The sequence below is a fragment of the Kutzneria sp. 744 genome, from assembly GCF_000568255.1.
Lineage (GTDB): Bacteria > Actinomycetota > Actinomycetes > Mycobacteriales > Pseudonocardiaceae > Kutzneria.
Map to the genome: position 1 here is coordinate 1,087,181 of NZ_KK037166.1, position 19,817 is coordinate 1,106,997.

General features: G+C 70.3%; 4 protein-coding genes. All 4 read left to right on the forward strand.

All coding sequences use genetic code 11. The features are described 5' to 3' along the window. Positions 1–3,447: non-ribosomal peptide synthetase (locus KUTG_RS65090; protein WP_157494330.1), on the forward strand; the 3,447-nt coding region annotated here is incomplete at its 5' end. Next, positions 3,420–8,645 (forward strand): non-ribosomal peptide synthetase, encoded by a 5,226-nt coding sequence (locus tag KUTG_RS65095; protein WP_255360846.1) that lies wholly within the window; start codon positions 3,420–3,422, stop codon positions 8,643–8,645. The genes KUTG_RS65090 and KUTG_RS65095, both read left to right, overlap by 28 nt. Continuing rightward, complete coding sequence (locus KUTG_RS04765; RefSeq protein WP_052393958.1) at positions 8,642–18,961, forward strand: non-ribosomal peptide synthetase; 10,320 nt, start codon at positions 8,642–8,644, stop codon at positions 18,959–18,961. The genes KUTG_RS65095 and KUTG_RS04765 overlap by 4 nt, the downstream gene beginning before the upstream one ends. After that, the coding region (locus tag KUTG_RS04770) for a condensation domain-containing protein (protein WP_043715174.1) at positions 18,958–19,817 on the forward strand (860 nt) is incomplete at its 3' end. The genes KUTG_RS04765 and KUTG_RS04770, both read left to right, overlap by 4 nt.

Below are 19,817 nucleotides of genomic sequence, written 5' to 3' on the forward strand. Positions count from 1 at the left end.
TCGGAGGACATTCAACAGGCGGGCGACATCGCCTACGTCATCTACACGTCCGGGTCGACGGGTCGCCCGAAGGGCGTCGCGGTCACGCACGCCAACCTGGTCAACTTCCTCGACGGCGTGGCCGTCCACGCGTCGATGACGCCGGCGGACACGCTGCTGGCCGTCACCACCATCGCCTTCGACATCGCCGGCCTGGAGATGTACCTCCCGCTGCTGCACGGCGGCAGGGTCGTGATCGCCACCGAGGCCGAGGTCCGCGACCCGGCGGCGCTGACGTCCCTGATCGCCGCCGAAGGCGTGACCGTCATGCAGGCGACGCCGTCGCTGTGGCAGGCGCTGGTGACCAGCCACCCCGATCGCCTGCGCGGGCTGCGGATGCTGGTCGGCGGCGAGGCGCTGCCGGGTGTCCTGGCCGAGAAGATGGCGGCGCTGACAACAAGTGTTGTCAACCTGTACGGCCCCACCGAGACCACGATCTGGTCCACGGCGTCGGCGGTCACGGATTCGACGGTGACCATCGGGAAGCCGCTGCGCAACCAGGAAGTCCGGGTACTCAGCGACACCCTGGCCGAGCTGCCCGAAGGCGAGATCGGCGAGCTGTACATCGCCGGCGACGGCGTGGCGCGTGGCTACTTCGGCCGCCCGGAGCTGACGGCGCAGCGGTTCGTGGCCGACCCGCAGGGCAGCGCTGGCACCCGCATGTACCGCACGGGTGACCTCGCCCGCTGGAACCCCGACGGCGAGCTGGAGTACCTCGGCCGCGTGGACGAACAGGTGAAGCTGCGCGGATTCCGCATCGAGCTGGGCGAGATCCAGGCCGCCGCCGAGTCGCACCCGGCCGTCGAGCGGGCGGTTGTGGTCGTCCGTGACGAGCGTCTGGTCGCCTACGTCGTCGGCAAGGCGGACGGTCTGCGCGAGCACGTGGCCAAGACGCTGCCGGAGTACATGGTCCCGGCGACCTTCGTGGAACTGGCCGAGTTCCCGCTCACGCCGAACGGCAAGATCGACCGCAAGGCGCTGCCGGCCCCGAAGCACATCTCCACCGGCCGCGACCCGCGCACCCCGCGCGAGGAGACGCTCTGCGCGCTGTTCGCCGAGGTCCTCGGCCTGCCCAAGGTGTCCATCGACGACGGCTTCTTCGAAGCCGGCGGCCACTCGCTGCTGGCCACCAAGCTGATCAGCCGGCTGCGCACCGAGTTCGGGGTCGAGGTCCCGATCGCGATGCTGTTCGACGCCCCGACCGTCGCCGAGCTGGCGTCCCAGATCGACGGCGCCGCCGCCGCCCGCGCCCGCATGGAACGTCGCGACCGCCCCGCGCGGGTACCACTTTCCTATGCGCAGCAACGTCTCTGGTTCCTTCACCGGCTTGAGGGCCCCAGCCCCACGTACAACCTGCCGACGGTGATCAAGCTGTCCGGCGCTGTCGACATCGAGGCGTTGCGGCGGGCCGTGAACGAGGTCGCCGACCGTCACGAGTCGTTGCGCACGATCTTCCCCGAGGCCGACGGCCGGCCGTACCAGCAGATTGTTGACACCCCGGTTCCGTTCGAAGTGGTCGAGCCGGGCAACCTGGAGGAGGCCCTCAAGGCCGCCGTCCGGCACGAGTTCGAGCTGTCGACGGACATGCCGTTCCGGGTGACGCTGTTCAAGGCATCCGACACCGAGCACACGCTTCTGTTGCTGGCGCACCACATCGCCAGCGACGGCTGGTCGCAGGCGCCGCTGTGCGCCGACCTCGCCGACCGCTACGCCGGCCGCGCCGCCGAGCCGCTGGCCGTCCAGTACGCGGACTACACGCTGTGGCAACAGGAACTCCTCGGCAGCGAGGACGACCCGAACAGCGCCATCCGCGCCCAGCTGGACCACTGGGTGTCCGCTTTGGACGGTGCGCCGGAGCTGCTGACGCTGCCGACCGACCGCCCCCGCCCGACCGTCGCCTCCTACCGCGGCGACATCGTCGAGTTCGGCATCGACGCGGACCTGTGCGCCCGGCTGGGCGATCTCGCCCGCGACGCCAACGGCACGCTGTTCATGGTCGTGCACGCCGCTCTGGCCACGCTGCTGACCCGTCTCGGCGCGGGCACCGACCTCCCGCTGGGCACGGTCGTCGCCGGCCGCACCGACTCCGCCCTCGACGACCTGGTCGGCTTCTTCGTCAACACCTTGGTGCTACGGGCCGACACCAGCGGCAACCCCACGTTCGCCGAGCTGCTCGCCCGCGTGCGGACCAACGCCCTCGCCGCGTACGCCAACCAGGACGTGCCGTTCGAGCGGGTCGTGGAGCAGCTCAACCCGGTGCGGTCGCTGTCGCACCACCCGCTGTTCCAGGTGATGCTGGCCTTCCAGAACAACACCTCCGCCGACCTGGACCTGCCCGGCCTGCGCGCCTCGCTGGCCGACGCCGCCGCCGACGTGGCCCGCTTCGACCTGTACTTCAGCGTCACGGAGCGGGCCGGCGGCCTGCGCGTGGACCTTGAGTACGCCACCGACCTGTACGACCGCGAGACCGTCGAGCGCCTGGCCAACCGCCTGGTCCGGCTGCTGGCCCAGGTCGCGCAGGACCCGTCGGTCGCCCTCGACGACCTGGACCTGCTGGACGAGGCCGAGCGGGAACTGGTGCTGCGCGGTTGGAACGACACCGTGGTGGATGCCCCCGCCGCGTCGATCGTCGAGCTGTTCCACGCCCAGGTCGACCACACGCCCGAGGCCGTCGCGCTGGTCGCCAGTGACGTCGAGATCACCTACGCCGAGCTGGACCGCCGCGCCAACGGCCTCGCGCTGGAGTTGTCCGCCGAAGTGCCGGTGATCGTGCTCCAAGAGCGGTCGGTCGAGGCCGTGGTGTCGATCCTGGCCGTCCTCAAGGCCGGCGGCACCTACCTCCCGCTCGACGTCCGCTACCCCGCCTCCCGGGTCGAAGCGATCGTCCGCGAGAGCGGCGCGACGCTGGCCCTGGTCGACGCCGCCGGAGCCGCCCTCCTGCCGGCCGAATGCCGGGCCGTCCTGACAACAGATGTTGTCGCAGATGAGCGGCCCGACGTGCGGATTCACGCCGACCAGCTGGCCTACCTGATGTACACCTCGGGCTCGACCGGCACGCCCAAGGGTGTCGCGGTGACCCATCGCAACGTCGTCGACCTGGCCCGCGAGCGGGCGTTCCGCAGCGGGGCGCACGAGCGGGTGCTGCTGCACTCCACGCTGGCGTTCGACGCCGCCACCTATGAGCTGTGGGTGCCGCTGCTGTCCGGCGGCCAGCTGGTGATCGCCCCGCCCGGCGAGCTGGACCACACCGCCCTGGAACGGGTGATCGTGGAGCAGCGGATCACCAGATTGTTGCTGACGCCGACCTGTTCCGGCTGCTGGCCGACGAGGCGCCCACCTGCTTCGCCGACGTCCGCGAGGTGTGGACCGGCGGTGACGTCGTGCCGGCGGCCTCGGTGCGCCGCGTGATGGAGCGCTGCCCCGGGCTGACCGTCGTCGACGGCTACGGCCCCACCGAGACCACGACCTTCGCCACACACCACATCATGCGGTCCGCCGACGCCGTGCCCACGACCGTCCCGATTGGACGGCCGCTGGACAACATGCGGGTCTACATCGTGGATTCGCGGCTGCGGCCGGTGCCCATCGGTGTGGTCGGCGAACTGTGCATCGCCGGCACGGGACTGGCGCGCGGCTACCTCAACTCCCCCACGCTCACGGCCGAGCGCTTCGTCGCCGATCCCTTCGGCGAGGGCCGGATGTACCTGACCGGCGACCTGGCCCGATGGCGGGCCGACGGGACCGTGGAGTTCGTCGGCCGCGACGACGACCAGGTCAAGGTCCGGGGCTTCCGCATCGAGCTCGGCGAGGTCGAGACCGTGCTGTCGGCGCACCCGGCGGTCGCCCGGTCGGCGGTCGTCGTGCGTGAGGACCAGCCCGGCGACAAGCGGCTCGTCGCCTACGCCGTGCCCTCCTCGACCGACGAAGATCATGCCGACGAGCACGTCGACGAATGGCAGAAGCTGTACGAGAACCTCTACACCGACAGCGCCGGGCGGTCCGGCTTCGGCGAGAACTTCGCCGGCTGGCACAGCAGCTACGACGAGCAGCCGATCCCGCTGGAGCAGATGCGGGAGTGGCAGGCCGCGACGGTCGAGCGCATCTTCTCGCTGCGGCCGCGGCGCGTGCTGGAGATCGGCGTCGGCTCCGGTCTGCTGCTGTCCCAGGTTGCCCCGCACGTGGAGTCCTACTGGGGCACCGACTTCTCCTCCGTGGTCATCCAGACCCTGCGCGGCGAGGTCGACCGCCACGACTTCGCCTCCCGGGTGCGGTTGCAGGCCCAGCCGGCGCATGTGGTCGACGGCCTGCCCACCGGCTACTTCGACACGATCGTCATCAACTCGGTGCTGCAGTACTTCCCGGGCATCGACTACCTGCTTGACGTGCTGCGCCACTGCGCTGATCTGCTGGTCCCCGGCGGCGCCGTGTTCGCCGGCGACGTGCGGAACCACCGGCTGTTGCGGCACTTCTCCACGGCCATCGAGCTGACCAAGGCGGGCGACGACGTGCCGGCGTCGGTGCTGCGGCGGGCCGTCGAGCAGGACCTGTTGCTGGAGAACGAGCTCACCGTCGACCCCGAGTTCTTCGCTCGCATCGGCGAGGCCGTGCCGGGATTCGAGTCCGTCGACGTGCGGTTGAAGCGCGGACGGTCGCACAACGAGCTCAGCCGCTATCGTTACGACGCGTTGCTGCGCAAGGGTTCCGGCCTGTCCGTTTCGGACGTTCGCACGCTGCGCTGGGGCCGGGACGTGAGCTCGCTGGCGGAGATCGTTCCCGACGACGAGCCGCTGCGGATCACCGGTGTCCCGAATGGACGGATCGCCGGCGAGGTGTCCGCGATGCGGGCCCTGGAGCAGGGTTCGGGAGTTGCTGTCGCACGCAGCCTGCTGGCCGCCATCGAGGTGCCGGACCCCGAGGACTTCCACGCGCTCGGCAACGCCGTGATCACCTGGTCGGGCCACGGATCCGACGGCGAGCTGGACGTCATCTACCTGCCGTCGGGCGTCGACCCGGCCGGCGTTTTCCTGCCTCGGGGCGGCGACTTCGACCCGTCGCGGTACGCCAACGACCCGGGTCGGTCGCGTTCGGCCGGCGCGCTGACGCAGGCCCTGCGTTCGTATCTGGCCGACGAGCTGCCGGACTTCATGGTGCCGTCGGCGGTCGTGATGATGAACTCCCTGCCGCTGACCCGGAACGGCAAGCTGGATCGGGCCGCGCTGCCGGCCCCGGACTACGCCATCACCTCCACCGGCAAGGCCCCGCGCACCCCGCGCGAGGAGATCCTCTGCGGCCTGTTCGCCGAGGTCCTCGGCCTGTCGACGGTCGGCGTGGACGACAACTTCTTCGACCTCGGCGGCCACTCCCTGCTGGCCACCCGCCTGATCAGCCGCCTGCGCGCGGTGTTCGGCGTCGAGTTCGAGATCCGCAACCTGTTCGAGGCCCCGACCGTCACCGAGCTGGCCCGGCGCACCGAGGTCGCCGCCCCGGCCCGCACCCCGGTAACAGCTGTTGTCGACCGCCCCGCGCGGATTCCGCTGTCGTTCGCCCAGAAGCGGCTGTGGTTCCTGCACCGCATGGAGGGCCCCAGCTCCACCTACAACGTGTCGATGACCCTGCGCCTGACCGGCGCCATCGACCGCGACGCCCTCGCCGCGGCGATCGACGATGTGCTGTGGCGGCACGAGTCGCTGCGCACGGCCTTCGCCGAGACCGACGGTGAGCCGCACCAGGTGGTTCTGCCGCACACCACACCGATGCACATCGTGGAAACAGATGTTGTCGACGAGGCCGTGGTGGCCGAGGCGAAGTACGGCTTCGACCTCGCGGCCGGCGCGCCCGTGCGGATCACGCTGTTCGCGGCGTCGGAGACCGAGCACGTGCTCCTCATGCTCATGCACCACATCGTCAGCGACGGCTGGTCCTGGGCACCGCTGTGTCGTGACCTCGAAACCGCCTACACCGCCCGGCTGTCCGGCCAGGCGCCGTCGTTCGAGCCGCTGCCGGTGCAGTACCCGGACTTCGCCCTGTGGCAGCAGGACGTGCTCGGCTCCGAGCGTGACGGCAACAGCCTGGTGACCCGGCAGCTGGAGCACTGGAGGCAGGCGTTGTCGGGTCTGCCGGAGCTGGTCACCGTGCCGGCCGACCGGCCGCGCCCGGCGGTCGCCACCTACCGCGGCGACCTGTTGCCGTTCACGGTCGACGCCAAGATCCACCAGGCCATGGTCAAGCTGGCGCACGACACCGACACCACGGTGTTCATGGTGGTGGAGGCGGCGATGGCCGTGCTGCTCACCGCGCTGGGCGGCGGCGAGGACATCCCCATCGGCACCGCCGTCGCCGGCCGCACCGACGCCGCCCTCGACAACCTGGTCGGCTTCTTCGTCAACACCCTCGTGATGCGCAACGACACCTCCGGCGATCCGTCGTTCACGGAGCTGCTGCGCCGGGTCCGTGAGACCAGCCTCGCCGCGTACGCCAACCAGGAGGTGCCGTTCGAGCGCCTGGTCGAGCTGGTGAACCCGACCCGCTCGCTGTCGCACGCCCCGCTGTATCAGGTGATGCTGACCTACCAGAACAACAGCGACGCCTCGCTGTCGCTGCCCGGTGTGCAGGTGGAGATCGGCGAGGCCAACACCGGCATCTCCAAGTTCGACCTCTCGTTCAACATCCGCGAGGTGCCCAGCCACACCGGCCTGCCGGCCGGGCTGGAGGGCGAGGTCGAGTTCGCCACCGACCTGATGGATCCGACGACCGCCGCCTCGGTGGCGCGGCGTCTGGTCCGGGTGCTGGCCGCCGTGGCGGACGACCCGTCGCGGCCGATCGGCTCCCTGGATCTGCTGGAGCCGGCCGAGCGCCACCAGGTGATCGAAGAGTGGAACGACTTCGCCCGCGAGGTGCCGTCGGCCACGCTGGTCGAGTCGTTCGAGCGCCAGGTAGCGACAACACCTGTTGTCACGGCCGTGGTCTGCGGGGACTCGGCGCTGACCTACGCCGAGCTGAACGCCCGGGCCAACCAGCTCGCCGCTGTGCTGCGGGAGCAGGGCGTCGGGCCGGAGAAGTTCGTCGCCGTGAAGATGCCGCGGTCCACCGATCTCGTGGTGGCCCTGCTGGGCATTCTCAAGGCGGGCGGCGCGTATCTCCCGCTGGACCCGTCATATCCGGCGGACCGCCTGGAGTTCATGGTCTCCGACGTCGCCCCGGTGCTGACGCTGACCTCGCTGCCGGCGCTGGACGGCCGTCCGGCGCAGAACCCGGCTTCGCCGCTGCTGCCCGGCAGCGCCGCCTTCGTGATCTTCACGTCGGGGTCGACCGGTCGTCCCAAGGGCGTTGTCGTGCAACACGATTCCCTGAACCAGTACCTGTCGTGGACGCGGTCGGCCTACCCCGGCGTCGGCGGACGGTCGCTGGTGCACTCGCCGGTGTCGTTCGACCTCACGGTCACCGGCCTGTTCTCCACGCTGACCTCCGGCGGCTGTGTGAGCATCGTCGACCTGGACCGCTCGGCCGACGCCGCCCAGGTGTCGGCGCAGCCGACCTTCGTCAAGGCCACCCCGAGCCACCTGCCGCTGCTACTCACCCTGCCCGACGCCTTCTCCCCCACCGAGCAGCTGGTGCTGGGCGGCGAGTCGCTGATGGGCGAGGTGCTCGACCAGTGGCGGGCCCGGTTCCCGACAACAACCGTTGTCAATGAGTACGGGCCGACCGAGACCACGGTCGGCTGCACCGAGTACCGGATCGAGCCCGGCGACGAGGTGCGGGCCGGCGTGGTCACCATCGGCAAGCCGGTCTGGAACACCCGGATGTACGTGCTGGACAAGGCGTTGCGGCCAGTGCCGCCGGGCGTTCAGGGCGAGCTGTACATCGCCGGCGACCTCGTGACCCGCGGTTACCACAACCGCCGGGGGCTGACCGCGACGAAGTTCGTCGCCGATCCGTTCGGGCCGCCCGGCAGCCGCATGTACCGGTCCGGCGATCTCGGCCGGTGGCGCACCGACGGCAACCTGGAGTTCATCGCCCGCGTCGACGACCAGGTCAAGGTGCGGGGGTTCCGCATCGAGCTCGGCGAGATCGAGGGCTGCATCGGCACCCACCCGGACGTGCGGCACGCCGCGGTGATCGTCCGCGAGGACCAGCCCGGCGACAAGCGGCTGGTGGCCTACGTCGTGGGCGACGTGGACCTGGACGTGCTGCGTAAGCACGTGGCCGACGCGCTGCCGGAGTACATGGTGCCGGCCGCCTTCGTGCCGCTGGACGTGTTGCCGCTGACCGCGAACCGCAAGCTGGACCGGAAGTCGCTGCCGGCCCCGGACTACGCGGCCGCTTCGGCGAGCCGGGAGCCCCGCGACGACCGCGAGCGGACGGTGTGCGCCCTGTTCGCCGAGGTGCTGGGCCTGCCCGAGGTCGGGGTGGAGGACAACTTCTTCGACCTCGGCGGCCACTCGCTGCTGGCCACCCGCCTGATCAGCCGGATCCGCGCCGACCTCGGCGCCGAACTGTCCCTGCGCGCCCTGTTCGACCAGCCCACACCCGAGGCGGTCGCGGCGCGTCTCACCAAGCCCGCAAAGGCCCGGCCCGCGCTGCGGCCGCGCACCCAGGAGGCGTTGTGATTCCCCTGTCCCACGCCCAGCGGCGGCTGTGGTTCCTGCACCGCCTTGAGGGCCCCAGCGCCACCTACAATATTCCCCTGGTGCTGCGCATCTCCGGCCCCCTGGACGCGCCGGCCTTGCGGGCCGCGCTGAACGACGTGGTCCGTCGGCACGAGTCCCTGCGGACCGTTTTTCCCGAGGTGGACGGCAATCCCGTTCAGTCCGTTGTGGACCTTCCGGTTCCGTTGGAGGCCAAGCCGGTCTCGAACGTGACGGCCGCGATGGAGGCCGCCGCCCGGCACCGGTTCGACCTGCTCACCGAGACTCCGTTGCGGGCCAGTCTGTTCCGGGTGGCGCCCGAACGGCACGTGCTGATGCTCGTGATGCATCACATCGTGGCCGACGGCTGGTCCATGGGGCCGCTGTGCAACGACCTGTCTTCGGCTTATGCGGCAAGGGTTTCCGACGCCGAGCCGGCATGGGAACCGCTGCCCGTGCAGTACACGGACTACACGCTGTGGAAGGCCGAGGTGCTCGGCACCGAGGACGACCCCGACAGCCTGCTCAACGAGCAGCTGGCGTTCTGGCGCTCGCAGCTGGCCGACCTGCCCGAGCTTGTGCAGCTGCCGCTGGACAAGCCGCGGCCGGCGACCTCCTCCTACCGCGGCGCGACCCTCGACTTCACGATCTCGGCCGATGTGCAGGCCCGGTTGTCGGACCTGGCCAAGCGCACCGACACCACGGTGTTCATGGTCGCCCAGGCCGCACTGGCGACCCTGCTCGGCCGGCTCGGCGGCGGCGTCGACGTGCCGATCGGGACGCCGGTCGCCGGTCGCGACGACGAGGCCCTCGACGACATGGTCGGGTTCTTCATCAACACCGTGGTGCTGCGGACCGACCTGTCCGGGGATCCTCGCTTCGTCGACCTGCTCGACCGGGTTCGCGCCACCAACCTGGCGGCGTTCGACCACCAGGACGTGGCCTTCGACCGGCTGGTCGAGCTGCTCAACCCGACCCGCTCGCTGGGCCACCACCCGCTGTTCCAGGTGGCGCTGACCTTCGAGAAGCCCGGCGAACTGACGGCATCGCTGCCGGGGCTGGACGTCTCGGTCGAGGTCATCGGGGCCGGCGCGGCCAAGTTCGATCTGTCGTTCAGCGTGCAGGAGACCGCCGCGGGCCTGGTCTGCGACCTCGACTACGCCGTCGACCTGTTCACGCCAGCCGGCGCCCGGACCTTGGTCGACCGCTTCGTCGCCCTGTTGACCGCTGTTGCCGCTGCCCCTTCGACGCGGCTCAGCGCGTTGCCGGTGCTGACCGCTGCGGAGGAGCTGAGCCTCGCCGCGTGGAACGACACCTCGCGGGCTGTGCCCGGTGGTTCGGTGCTGAGCCGGTTCGCCGAGCAGGTTGCCCGCACGCCGGACGCCGTGGCCGTTGTCGGCGCCCTGACCTACCGTGAGCTCGACCTTCGGGCCAATCGGTTGGCGCACAGGCTGATCGCCGCGGGCGTCGGCGCCGAGACCCCGGTCGCCGTGCTGATGGACCGTTCCGTCGACCTGATCGTCGCCGAGCTGGCCGTGCTCAAGGCCGGTGGCGTGTACGTGCCGCTGCACGCGAGCTATCCCGAGCAGCGGATGCGTTGGGTGATCGAGGAAACCGGCGCTCTGGCCGTGCTCGTCGACCGTACGTCCGGTTTGGACGGTGTGGTCGAGCTCCTGGCCACCGACCTCGCCGACGACGACTGCGACCCTGGCGTCACCGTCGATCCTCGGCAGCTGGCCTACGTGATGTACACGTCCGGCTCCACCGGCAATCCCAAGGGCGTTGCCATCACCCACGAGGACATCGTGGCGTTGGCCGACGACCACTGTTGGCAGGGCGAGGCCCAGCGCCGCGTGCTCGTGCACTCTTCGCACGCCTTCGACGCCGCCACCTACGAGGTGTGGGTGCCGCTGCTGGCCGGCCACGAGATCGTCGTCGCGCCGGCAGGCCAGGTCGACATGTCCGCGCTGGCCTCGATCCTCGTGTCGGAGCGGATCACCAGCGTCTTCCTCACCACCGCCCTGTTCAACGTCATCGCCGAGGAGCAGCCCCTCGCCTTCGCCGGTGTCCGCGAGGTCTGGACCGGTGGCGAGCTCGCCTCCCCCGCCGCCATGCACCGGGTGATGGACCTGTGCCCGACAACAACCGTTGTCCACGTCTACGGGCCCACCGAGACCACCACCTTCGCCACCTACCTGCGTCTGTCCCCCGACTTCGCCGGCACCCCGCCCATCGGCCGCGCCATGGACAACATGCAGGTCGCCGTCTTGGACGCATACCTGTGCCCCGTGCCCCCTGGTGTCGTCGGCGAGCTCTACATCAGCGGCGCCGGCCTCGCTCGTGGCTACTGGAACCGACCAGCCCTGACCGCCGAGCGCTTCGTCGCTTCGTCCGGCGGCCACCGCATGTACCGCACCGGCGACCTCGTCCGCTGGACCACGTCCGGCCACATCGAGTTCGTCGGCCGCGGCGACGGCCAGGTCAAGATCCGCGGCTTCCGCATCGAGCTCGCCGAGATCGAGGCCGTCCTGGCCACCCATCCGCGGATCGCCCAGGTCTCCGTCACCACCTACGAGCACTCCGCCGGCGACCGCCGCGTGGTCGCCTACTACGTCCCGGCCGATACCTCTGCTGCCAACTCACCAGCGGACGTGTCCGAGCTGCGGTCCCATGTCCTCACGTCGCTGCCCGAGTACATGGTTCCCGCCGCCTTCATGCCGCTGGCCGCGCTTCCCTTGAACTCCAACGGAAAGGTCGACCGCAAGGCCCTGCCCGACCCGGTCTTCACCACCGTCGAGTCCCGTGCCGCCGGCACTCCCACGGAGGAGGCCCTGCTCGCCCTGTTCGCCGAGGTGCTGGACGCGGCGGAGGTCGGCGTCGAGGACAACTTCTTCGACCTGGGCGGCCATTCCCTGCTCGCCACCAAGCTCGTGAACCGCATCCGCGCGGCGTTCGACGTGGAGATCCCCATCCGCGCCCTGTTCGAGGAGCCGACGGTCGCGGGTCTCGCCGCGCGGGTCGACGTCGCCTCCAGCGCCCAGCCGGCGCTCGTGCGGGGTGAGCGCCCGGAGCGGCTGCCGCTTTCCTTTGCCCAGCAACGCCTGTGGTTCCTGCACAAGCTGGAAGGCCCCAGCGCCACCTACAACATCCCGCTGGCGCTTCGTCTGTCCGGCTCCCTGGACGTTTCCGCTCTCCGGGCCGCCCTCGCCGACCTCACCGCACGACACGAGCCCCTGCGAACCGTGTACCGGGAGGCCGATGGCGAGGTCCACCAGGTCGTCCTCGACGCCTACGAGCCGGAGCTGGGCTCGGACTCTGCGCCGGAGCGTTACGCGTTCGACCTCACGGCCGAGGTCCCCCTGCGTGTTTCCCTTTCCTCCCAAGGCTCTGAGCACGTCGTCACGCTGGTGATGCACCACATCGCCGCCGACGGCTGGTCTTTCGCTCCGCTCGTACGCGACCTGTCCGCCGCCTACGCCGCCCGACTCGGCGGCACTGCGCCGTCGTGGTCCCCGCTTCCCGTGCAGTACGCGGACTACGCCCTGTGGCAACGACTGTTGTCGGTGGACGAGCAGCTGGACTTCTGGGCCTCGCAGCTGGCCGGCGCCCCCGAGCTGCTGGAGCTGCCGCTGGATCGCCCGCGCGGGTTGGCGGCGAGCTTCGTCGGATCCACGGTGGCGTCTCACATCGACTCCGGCCTGCACTCCGACCTGCTCAAGGTGGCCCGGACCACCGGCACCACCCTGTTCATGGTCGTGCAGGCCGCCCTCGCCACACTGCTCAACGCCCTCGGCGCCGGCACCGACATCCCGTTGGGCACCGTCGTCGCCGGCCGTTCCGACTCGGCCCTCGACGACCTGGTCGGCTTTTTCGTCAACACGGTGGTGCTGCGCGCCGATCTCGCCGGCAATCCCTCGTTCCGCGACCTGCTCGCCCGGGTCCGCGACACCGACCTGGCCGCCTTCTCCAACCAGGACGTGCCGTTCGAGCTCGTCGTCGAGCGCCTCAACCCCGCCCGGTCCCTGGCCCATCACCCGCTGTTCCAGGTCATGGTCATCCTCCAGGGCACCGACGCCGGCGTCGTCACGATGCCCGGCCTCTCCGGCACCGTCGAGGACCTCGACACCGGCGTCGCGAAGTTCGACCTGTCCTTCAACCTGCGCGAGTCCTCCGACGGCATCGAGTGCAGCCTCGAATACGCCACCGACCTGTTCGACCCGTCCTCGGCCGAGGCTCTCCTGTCCCGACTGATCACCGTCCTGCGCGCCGTCGCCGCCGAGCCGTCCGCCCCCATCGGCGCCATTCAGGTCCTCACCCCCGATGAGCACCGCCGCGCCTTGGTCGACTGGAACGCCACGACCGAGGCCGTCCCCCAGCTCACCGTCCCCGAGCTCTTCGCCCTTCGCGTAGCCGAAAACCCCCGGGCTCGCGCCCTCGTCTTCGAGGGCACCGAGCTCTCCTACGGCGAACTCGACCGCCGCTCCAACCAGCTCGCCCGCCTCCTGGTCAGCCGCAACGTCGGCCCTGAGAGCTTCGTCGCGGTGGCCCTGCCCCGGTCGATCGACATGGTCGTGACCTTGCTCGCCGTCCACAAGGCCGGCGGTGCCTACCTCCCCGTCGACCCCACGTATCCGGCCGACCGCATCGCCTACATGCTCGAAGACTGCGCCCCGGTCCTCACCATCGACACCCCACTCGACGCCTCCGCCTTCGACGACAGCCCCCTGCACAGTGGCGATGGGCAACGCCCGACCCTCAAGAACTCCGCGTACGTCATCTACACCTCGGGCTCGACCGGCCGTCCGAAGGGCGTCGTCGTCACGCATGCTGGCGTGGCCAGCCTTCTGACCCAGCAGATGCGGGCCTTTGAGGTCGGGGCCGGGAGTCGGGTTCTGCAGTTCGCGGCGCTGAGTTTTGACGCGGCGGCGTGGGAGCTGTGCATGGGGCTGCTCTCGGGTGCGTGTGTGGTGCTGGCGCCGCAGGAGAGGGTGATGCCGGGGGCGCCGCTGGCGGAGCTGGTGGCGGAGACGGGAGTCACGCATGTGACCCTGCCGCCGACGGCGCTGGCAGAGCTGCCGGAGATGCCGTCGGTGACAACGCTTGTTGTCGCGGGCGAGGCATGCCCACCGGCGCTGGTGGACCAGTGGTCGCGTGGGCGGCGCATGATCAATGCGTACGGCCCGACCGAAACCACGGTCTGCGCGACCATGAGCGCGCCGGTGCACGGCGAGGTGGTGGCGCCGATCGGGCAGCCGATCGTCAACGCGCAGGTCTACATCCTTGACGCGTACCTTCGGCCGGTCGCGCCAGGGGTGGTCGGCGAGCTGTACGTGGCCGGCGCGGGCCTGGCCCGGGGCTACCTGCACCGGTCCGCACTGTCAGCGGAGCGTTTTGTGGCCAATCCGTTCGAGGTGCCGGGATCGCGCATGTACCGCACGGGCGACCTCGCCCGCTGGACGAATGACGGCCAGCTGGACTACCTCGGCCGGGCGGACCACCAGATCAAGCTGCGCGGGTTCCGAATCGAGCTGGGCGAGATCGAGAACGTCCTCGAACACCAGGACGGCGTCGAGCAGGCAACGGTTGTTGTCCGCGACGAGCGCATCGTCGCCTACGTCGTCGGCACCGCCGACCCGGCCGCCGCACGTGAGGTTCTGCCGGAGTACATGGCGCCGGCCGCCTATGTGCAGCTCGATGCCCTGCCGCTGCTGCCCAACGGCAAGATCGACCGCAAGGCGCTGCCCGCACCCGATTTCACGGCCGGCAGCACGGGCCGCGCCCCGCGCAGCCAGCGTGAGGAAGTCCTCTGTGGACTGTTCGCGGCAGTGCTGGACGTCGAGCGGGTCACCATCGACGACAGCTTCTTCGACCTCGGTGGCCACTCTCTGCTCGCCACCCGCCTGATCGGCCGCATCCGGTCGGCCCTCGGCGTCGAGCCCAAGGTCCGCGACCTGTTCGAGGCCCCCACCGTCGCCGAGCTGGCGGCCCGCCTCGACACCGCCGCCTCGGCCCGCCGCCACATCGCCGCCGGCCCCCGCCCGGACGAGATCCCCCTGTCCTACGCCCAGCGTCGACTGTGGTTCCTGCACCAGCTCGAAGGACCCAACGCCACCTACAACGTCCCCCTGGCGATTCGATTTACCGAGGCGGTCGACCCGACCGCCCTCGAAGCAGCCCTCAACGACGTCCTGACCAGGCACGAGTCCCTGCGCACCGTCTTCCCCAGCACGGACGGCCGCCCCCGCCAGGAGATCCGGCACGACGGCCGCATCACGCTGGTCATCGCCGGCCGGGATGACACGCCCGAGGCCGAAGCGCGGCGTGGATTCGAGCTGACGTCGGAGCTCCCGATCCGCGCGACGTTGTTCAAGGCCGGCGCGAGTGTCTCCGCAGCCGGTGACCTTCTTGTCCTTGTGGTGCACCACATCGTGAGCGATGGCTGGTCCTTCGCCCCGCTGTGCCGCGACCTTTCCGCCGCCTACGGCGCCCGTGTCGGCGGGGCCGCTCCCGAATGGCCGGCGCTGCCAGTGCAGTACGCGGACTACGCGTTGTGGCAACAGACGTTGTCGATCGAGGCGCAGGTCGAGTACTGGACGGCGACGCTGGGCGGGCTGCCGGAGCTGCTGGAGATCCCGACGGATCGGCCGAGGCCGAACGTGGCCAGCTACCGGGGCGACTATGTGGACATCGCCGTGGCGCCGGAGCTGCACGAGCGGTTGTCGAGGCTGGCCCGGGAGACGGGCACGACGCTGTTCATGGTGGTGCAGGCCGCGCTGGCGGTGCTGTTCGCCAAGCTCGGCGCGGGCCAGGACATTCCACTCGGGACGGTCGTCGCGGGCCGAGGCGACGAGGCCCTGGAAGACGTGGTGGGCTTTTTCGTCAACACGGTGGTGCTGCGCACTGACCTGAGCGGCAACCCCACCTTCCGCGACCTGCTGACCCGGGTCCGCGACGCCGACCTCGCGGCGTTCGCCAACCAGGACGTCCCGTTCGAGCGGCTGGTGGACGCCCTGCAGCCGACCCGATCGCTGTCGCACCACCCGCTGTTCCAGACGATGCTGATCTTCCAGAACAACGCGGCCGCCGACCTCGACATGGCCGGGGCGCCGGCGGAGATCGAGTCGGTGGACGCCGGGGTGGCGAAGTTCGACCTGTCGCTGAGCCTCGGCGAGTCCGCCGACGGCCTGACCGGCATGCTGGAGTTCGCCACCGATCTGTTCGACCGCGCGACGGCCGAGCTCATGGTCGAGCGCCTGGTCACGGTGCTGCGCGCGGCGACAGACGACCCGTCGGCGCCGATCAGCGCCATCGAGCTGCTCACGGCCGACGAGCGTGACCGGACGCTGGTCGAGTGGAATGCGTCCACGGAGGACGTTCCCCCGCTGACGGTCCCGCAGCTGTTCGCCAAGCGCGTGACCGAGGCGCCCGAGGCACCGGCGCTGATCTTCGAAGGCACGGAGCTGAGCTACGCCGAGCTGGACCGCCGCTCCAACCAGTTGGCCCGGCTGCTGATCGGCAGGAACGTCGGCCCGGAGAGCTTCGTCGCGGTGGCCCTGCCGCGATCCGTCGACATGGTGGTCACCGTCCTGGCGGTGCACAAGGCCGGCGGCGCGTACCTGCCGATCGACCCGACGTACCCGGCCGACCGCATCGCCTACATGCTCGACGACTGCGGCCCGGTCCTCACCATCGACGGCCCGCTGGACGCCGCTTCCTTCGACGACGCCCCACTGGAGCCGCGGGCGGCGCTGACCAACTCCGCGTACGTCATCTACACCTCGGGCTCCACCGGCCGTCCCAAGGGGGTCGTCGTCACCCACGCCGGCGTCGCCAGCCTGCTCACGCAACAGATGCGGGCGTTCGGAGTCGGGGCCGGCAGCCGGGTTCTTCAGTTCGCGGCCCTCAGCTTCGACGCCGCGGCCTGGGAACTCTGCATGAGCCTGCTCTCCGGGGCGTGCCTGGTGGTGGCGCCGCCGGAGCGGGTGATGCCGGGCGAGACCATGGCCGCGCTGGTGGCGGAGGCGGGCGTGACCCACGTGACGCTGCCGCCGACAGCGTTGTCGGTGCTGCCGGACATGCCGTCGGTGACAACACTTGTTGTCGCGGGTGAGGCCTGCCCACCGGCGCTGACCGGCCAGTGGTCGACCGGGCGGCGCATGATCAACGCCTACGGGCCGACGGAGACCACGGTCTGCGCCACGATGAGCGCGCCGGTGCACGGCGAGGTCGTGGCGCCGATCGGCCGGCCGATCATCAACGCGCAGGTCTACGTGCTCGACGCTGCGCTCAACCCGGTGACAACAGGTGTTGTCGGCGAGCTGTATGTGGCCGGCGCGGGCCTCGCTCGCGGCTACCTGCACCGGTCGGCCCTGACCTCGGAGCGCTTCGTCGCCAACCCGTTCGGGGCACCCGGATCCCGCATGTACCGCACGGGCGACCTCGCCCGCTGGACGAATGACGGCCAGCTCGACTACATCGGGCGCGCCGACCACCAGGTCAAGGTCCGGGGCTTCCGGATCGAGCTGGGCGAGATCGAGAACGTCCTCGAACACCAGGACGGCGTCGAGCGGGCAACAGTCGTGGTCCGCGACGGCAAGATCGTCGCCTACGTGGTCGGCGCGCCCGATCAGGAGACGGTCAAGGAACTCCTGCCCGAGTACATGGTGCCGGCGGCCTACGTGCAGCTCGACGCCCTGCCGCTGCTGCCCAACGGCAAGATCGACCGCAAGGCGCTGCCCGCACCCGACTACACCGCCGACTCCTCGGGCATCGCGGCCCGCACCCCGCGGGAGCAGCTCCTCACCGGGTTGTTCGCCGAGGTGCTCGGCGTGCCGACGGTGTCGGTGGACGACGGCTTCTTCCACCTCGGCGGCGACTCGATCCTGTCCATCCAGCTCGTCGCCCGCGCCCGCGCCGCCGGCCTGGTGATCACGGCCAAGGACGTGTTCCAGCACCAGACCGTGGAAGCGCTCGCCCTGATCGCGTCCGAGGCCGACACCACCGAGACCGATCCGGACGCCGGCATCGGCCGGTTCGCGCCGACGCCGATCATGCACTGGCTCCGCGAGCTGGGCGGCCCGTCCAACGGCTTCAACCAGTCCATGGTCATCGACATCCCGGCCGACCTGCCCCGCCAGCGGCTGGTCGAGGCGCTGCAGGCCCTGCTCGACACGCACGACGCCCTACGGATCCAACTGCTGCCCGACGGCGACATCGAGGTCCGCCCACGCGACGCAGTCGACGCGGCCGACGTCCTGCACGAAGGCGACTTCGCCACCGCGGCCGAGTGGCTCGATCCCTTGGCCGGCCAGGTCTTCCGGGTCGTGCGTGACGGCGACAAGCTGCTGATCGTCTTGCACCACCTCGCGGTGGACGGTGTGTCGTGGCGGATCCTGCTGCCCGACCTCGACGACGCCATCGCCGGCCGGTCCCTCGCCCCCGCGACGCTCTCCGTCCGCGAATGGTCGAGGCGCGTCCACGAGCAGGCGACCAACCGCACGGACGAGCTGCCGCTGTGGCAAGAGGTGTTGCAGGCCAAGGACTTCCTACCGGAGCTCGATCCTCGACGGGACGTCGTCTCCACGCTGCGGGAGGTCAGCATGACCCTGCCGCCGGAGGCGACCGAGCCGCTGCTCACCACGGTCCCGGCTGCCGTGCACGGCAGTGTCGACGATGTGCTGTTGGCCGGCCTGGCCCTGGCGGTGCAGCGCTGGCGTGGCATGACGGAACCGGTGCTCGTGGAGATGGAGAGCCACGGTCGGCCCGACGACATGGCAAATAAAAACAAAAATCGGCAAAATCACCTCTCTGAACACACGGTCAAGCTCGACCCCGGCGACGACGAGTCGCAGGCGATCAAGCGGGTCACGCAAAAAAACACAAAGACGTTGCCGGACAACGGCATAGATTACGGCCAGCTGCGCTACCTGCTCGGCCGGACCGAGCTGGCCCGGTCGCCACGGCTGGGCTTCAACTACCTGGGCCGGTTCACCGCGACAACAGATGTTGTCACCGGTCCGCCCGGTCGCGACGCCGGTATGCCGGCGACGCACACCCTCCAGCTCAGCGCCGTCACCGAGGACACCGCCGACGGGCCGCGGCTGACCGCGACCTGGCAGTGGCCGTCGGCGCTGCTCGCCGAGGCCGAGGTGGCGGAGCTGGCGACGCTGTGGTTCGAGGCGCTGCGTTCGCTGGCCGGCCGCGAGGACACCGGCGGCTATACCCCGTCCGATCTGTTCCTGGAACTGGACCAGGACGAGATCGAGGCGCTGGAAGCGGAATTGAGGTTCGCCGAATGAGCACGCCCGCGTTCGATGACGTCCTGCCGCTGACGCCGTTGCAGGAGGGCATGCTGTTCCACGCCCTGTCCGGCGAGGACGACGTCTACAACACGCAGCTGGTCGTGCGGGTGCGCGGCCCGCTGGACCCGAAGGTGCTCCGAGAGGCCGCGGAGAAGCTGCTACGCCGGCACGGCAACCTGCGCGCCGGGTTCCGGCAGCGCAAGAACGGCCAGGGCATGCAGGTGCTGCACCGGGACGTGGAGCTGCCGTGGCGGGAGGTCGCCGCCACGGAGTCCGAAGTGGACGGCATCCTCGCCGCCGACCGGGCCGAGCGCTTCGAGCTGGCCAAGCCGCCGGCCCTGCGCTTCACGGTGATCAGCCTGGGCGACGACGAGTTCTGTGTCGTGCTGACGTGCCACCACATCCTCATCGACGGCTGGTCGGCTCCTCTGCTGCTCGGCGAGCTCTGGACGCTGTACGGGGGCGGGGCCCTGCCGCCGGTCACCCCGTACCGCAACTACCTCGGGTGGCTGTCCAAGCAGGACCGGGCGGCCGCCGAAGCGGCATGGGCCAAGGCACTCGACGGCCTCGACGGCGCGACGAAGGTCGCCCCGGAGCTGACCGGCACGGTCATGCCGTCGGCCATCGACGTGGAACTGTCCGAACTGGACACCACCAGGCTCCTCGACGCCAGTCGAGCCAACGGGTTGACGCTCAACGCCGGCATCCAGGGCGCCTGGGCGGTCGTGCTGTCGGAGCTGACCGGTCGTGACGACGTGGTGTTCGGCGCTGTGGTGTCCGGGCGTCCGCCCGAGGTCCCGGGCATCGAGACGATGGTCGGCCTGTTCATCAACACCATCCCCGTGCGGATCGG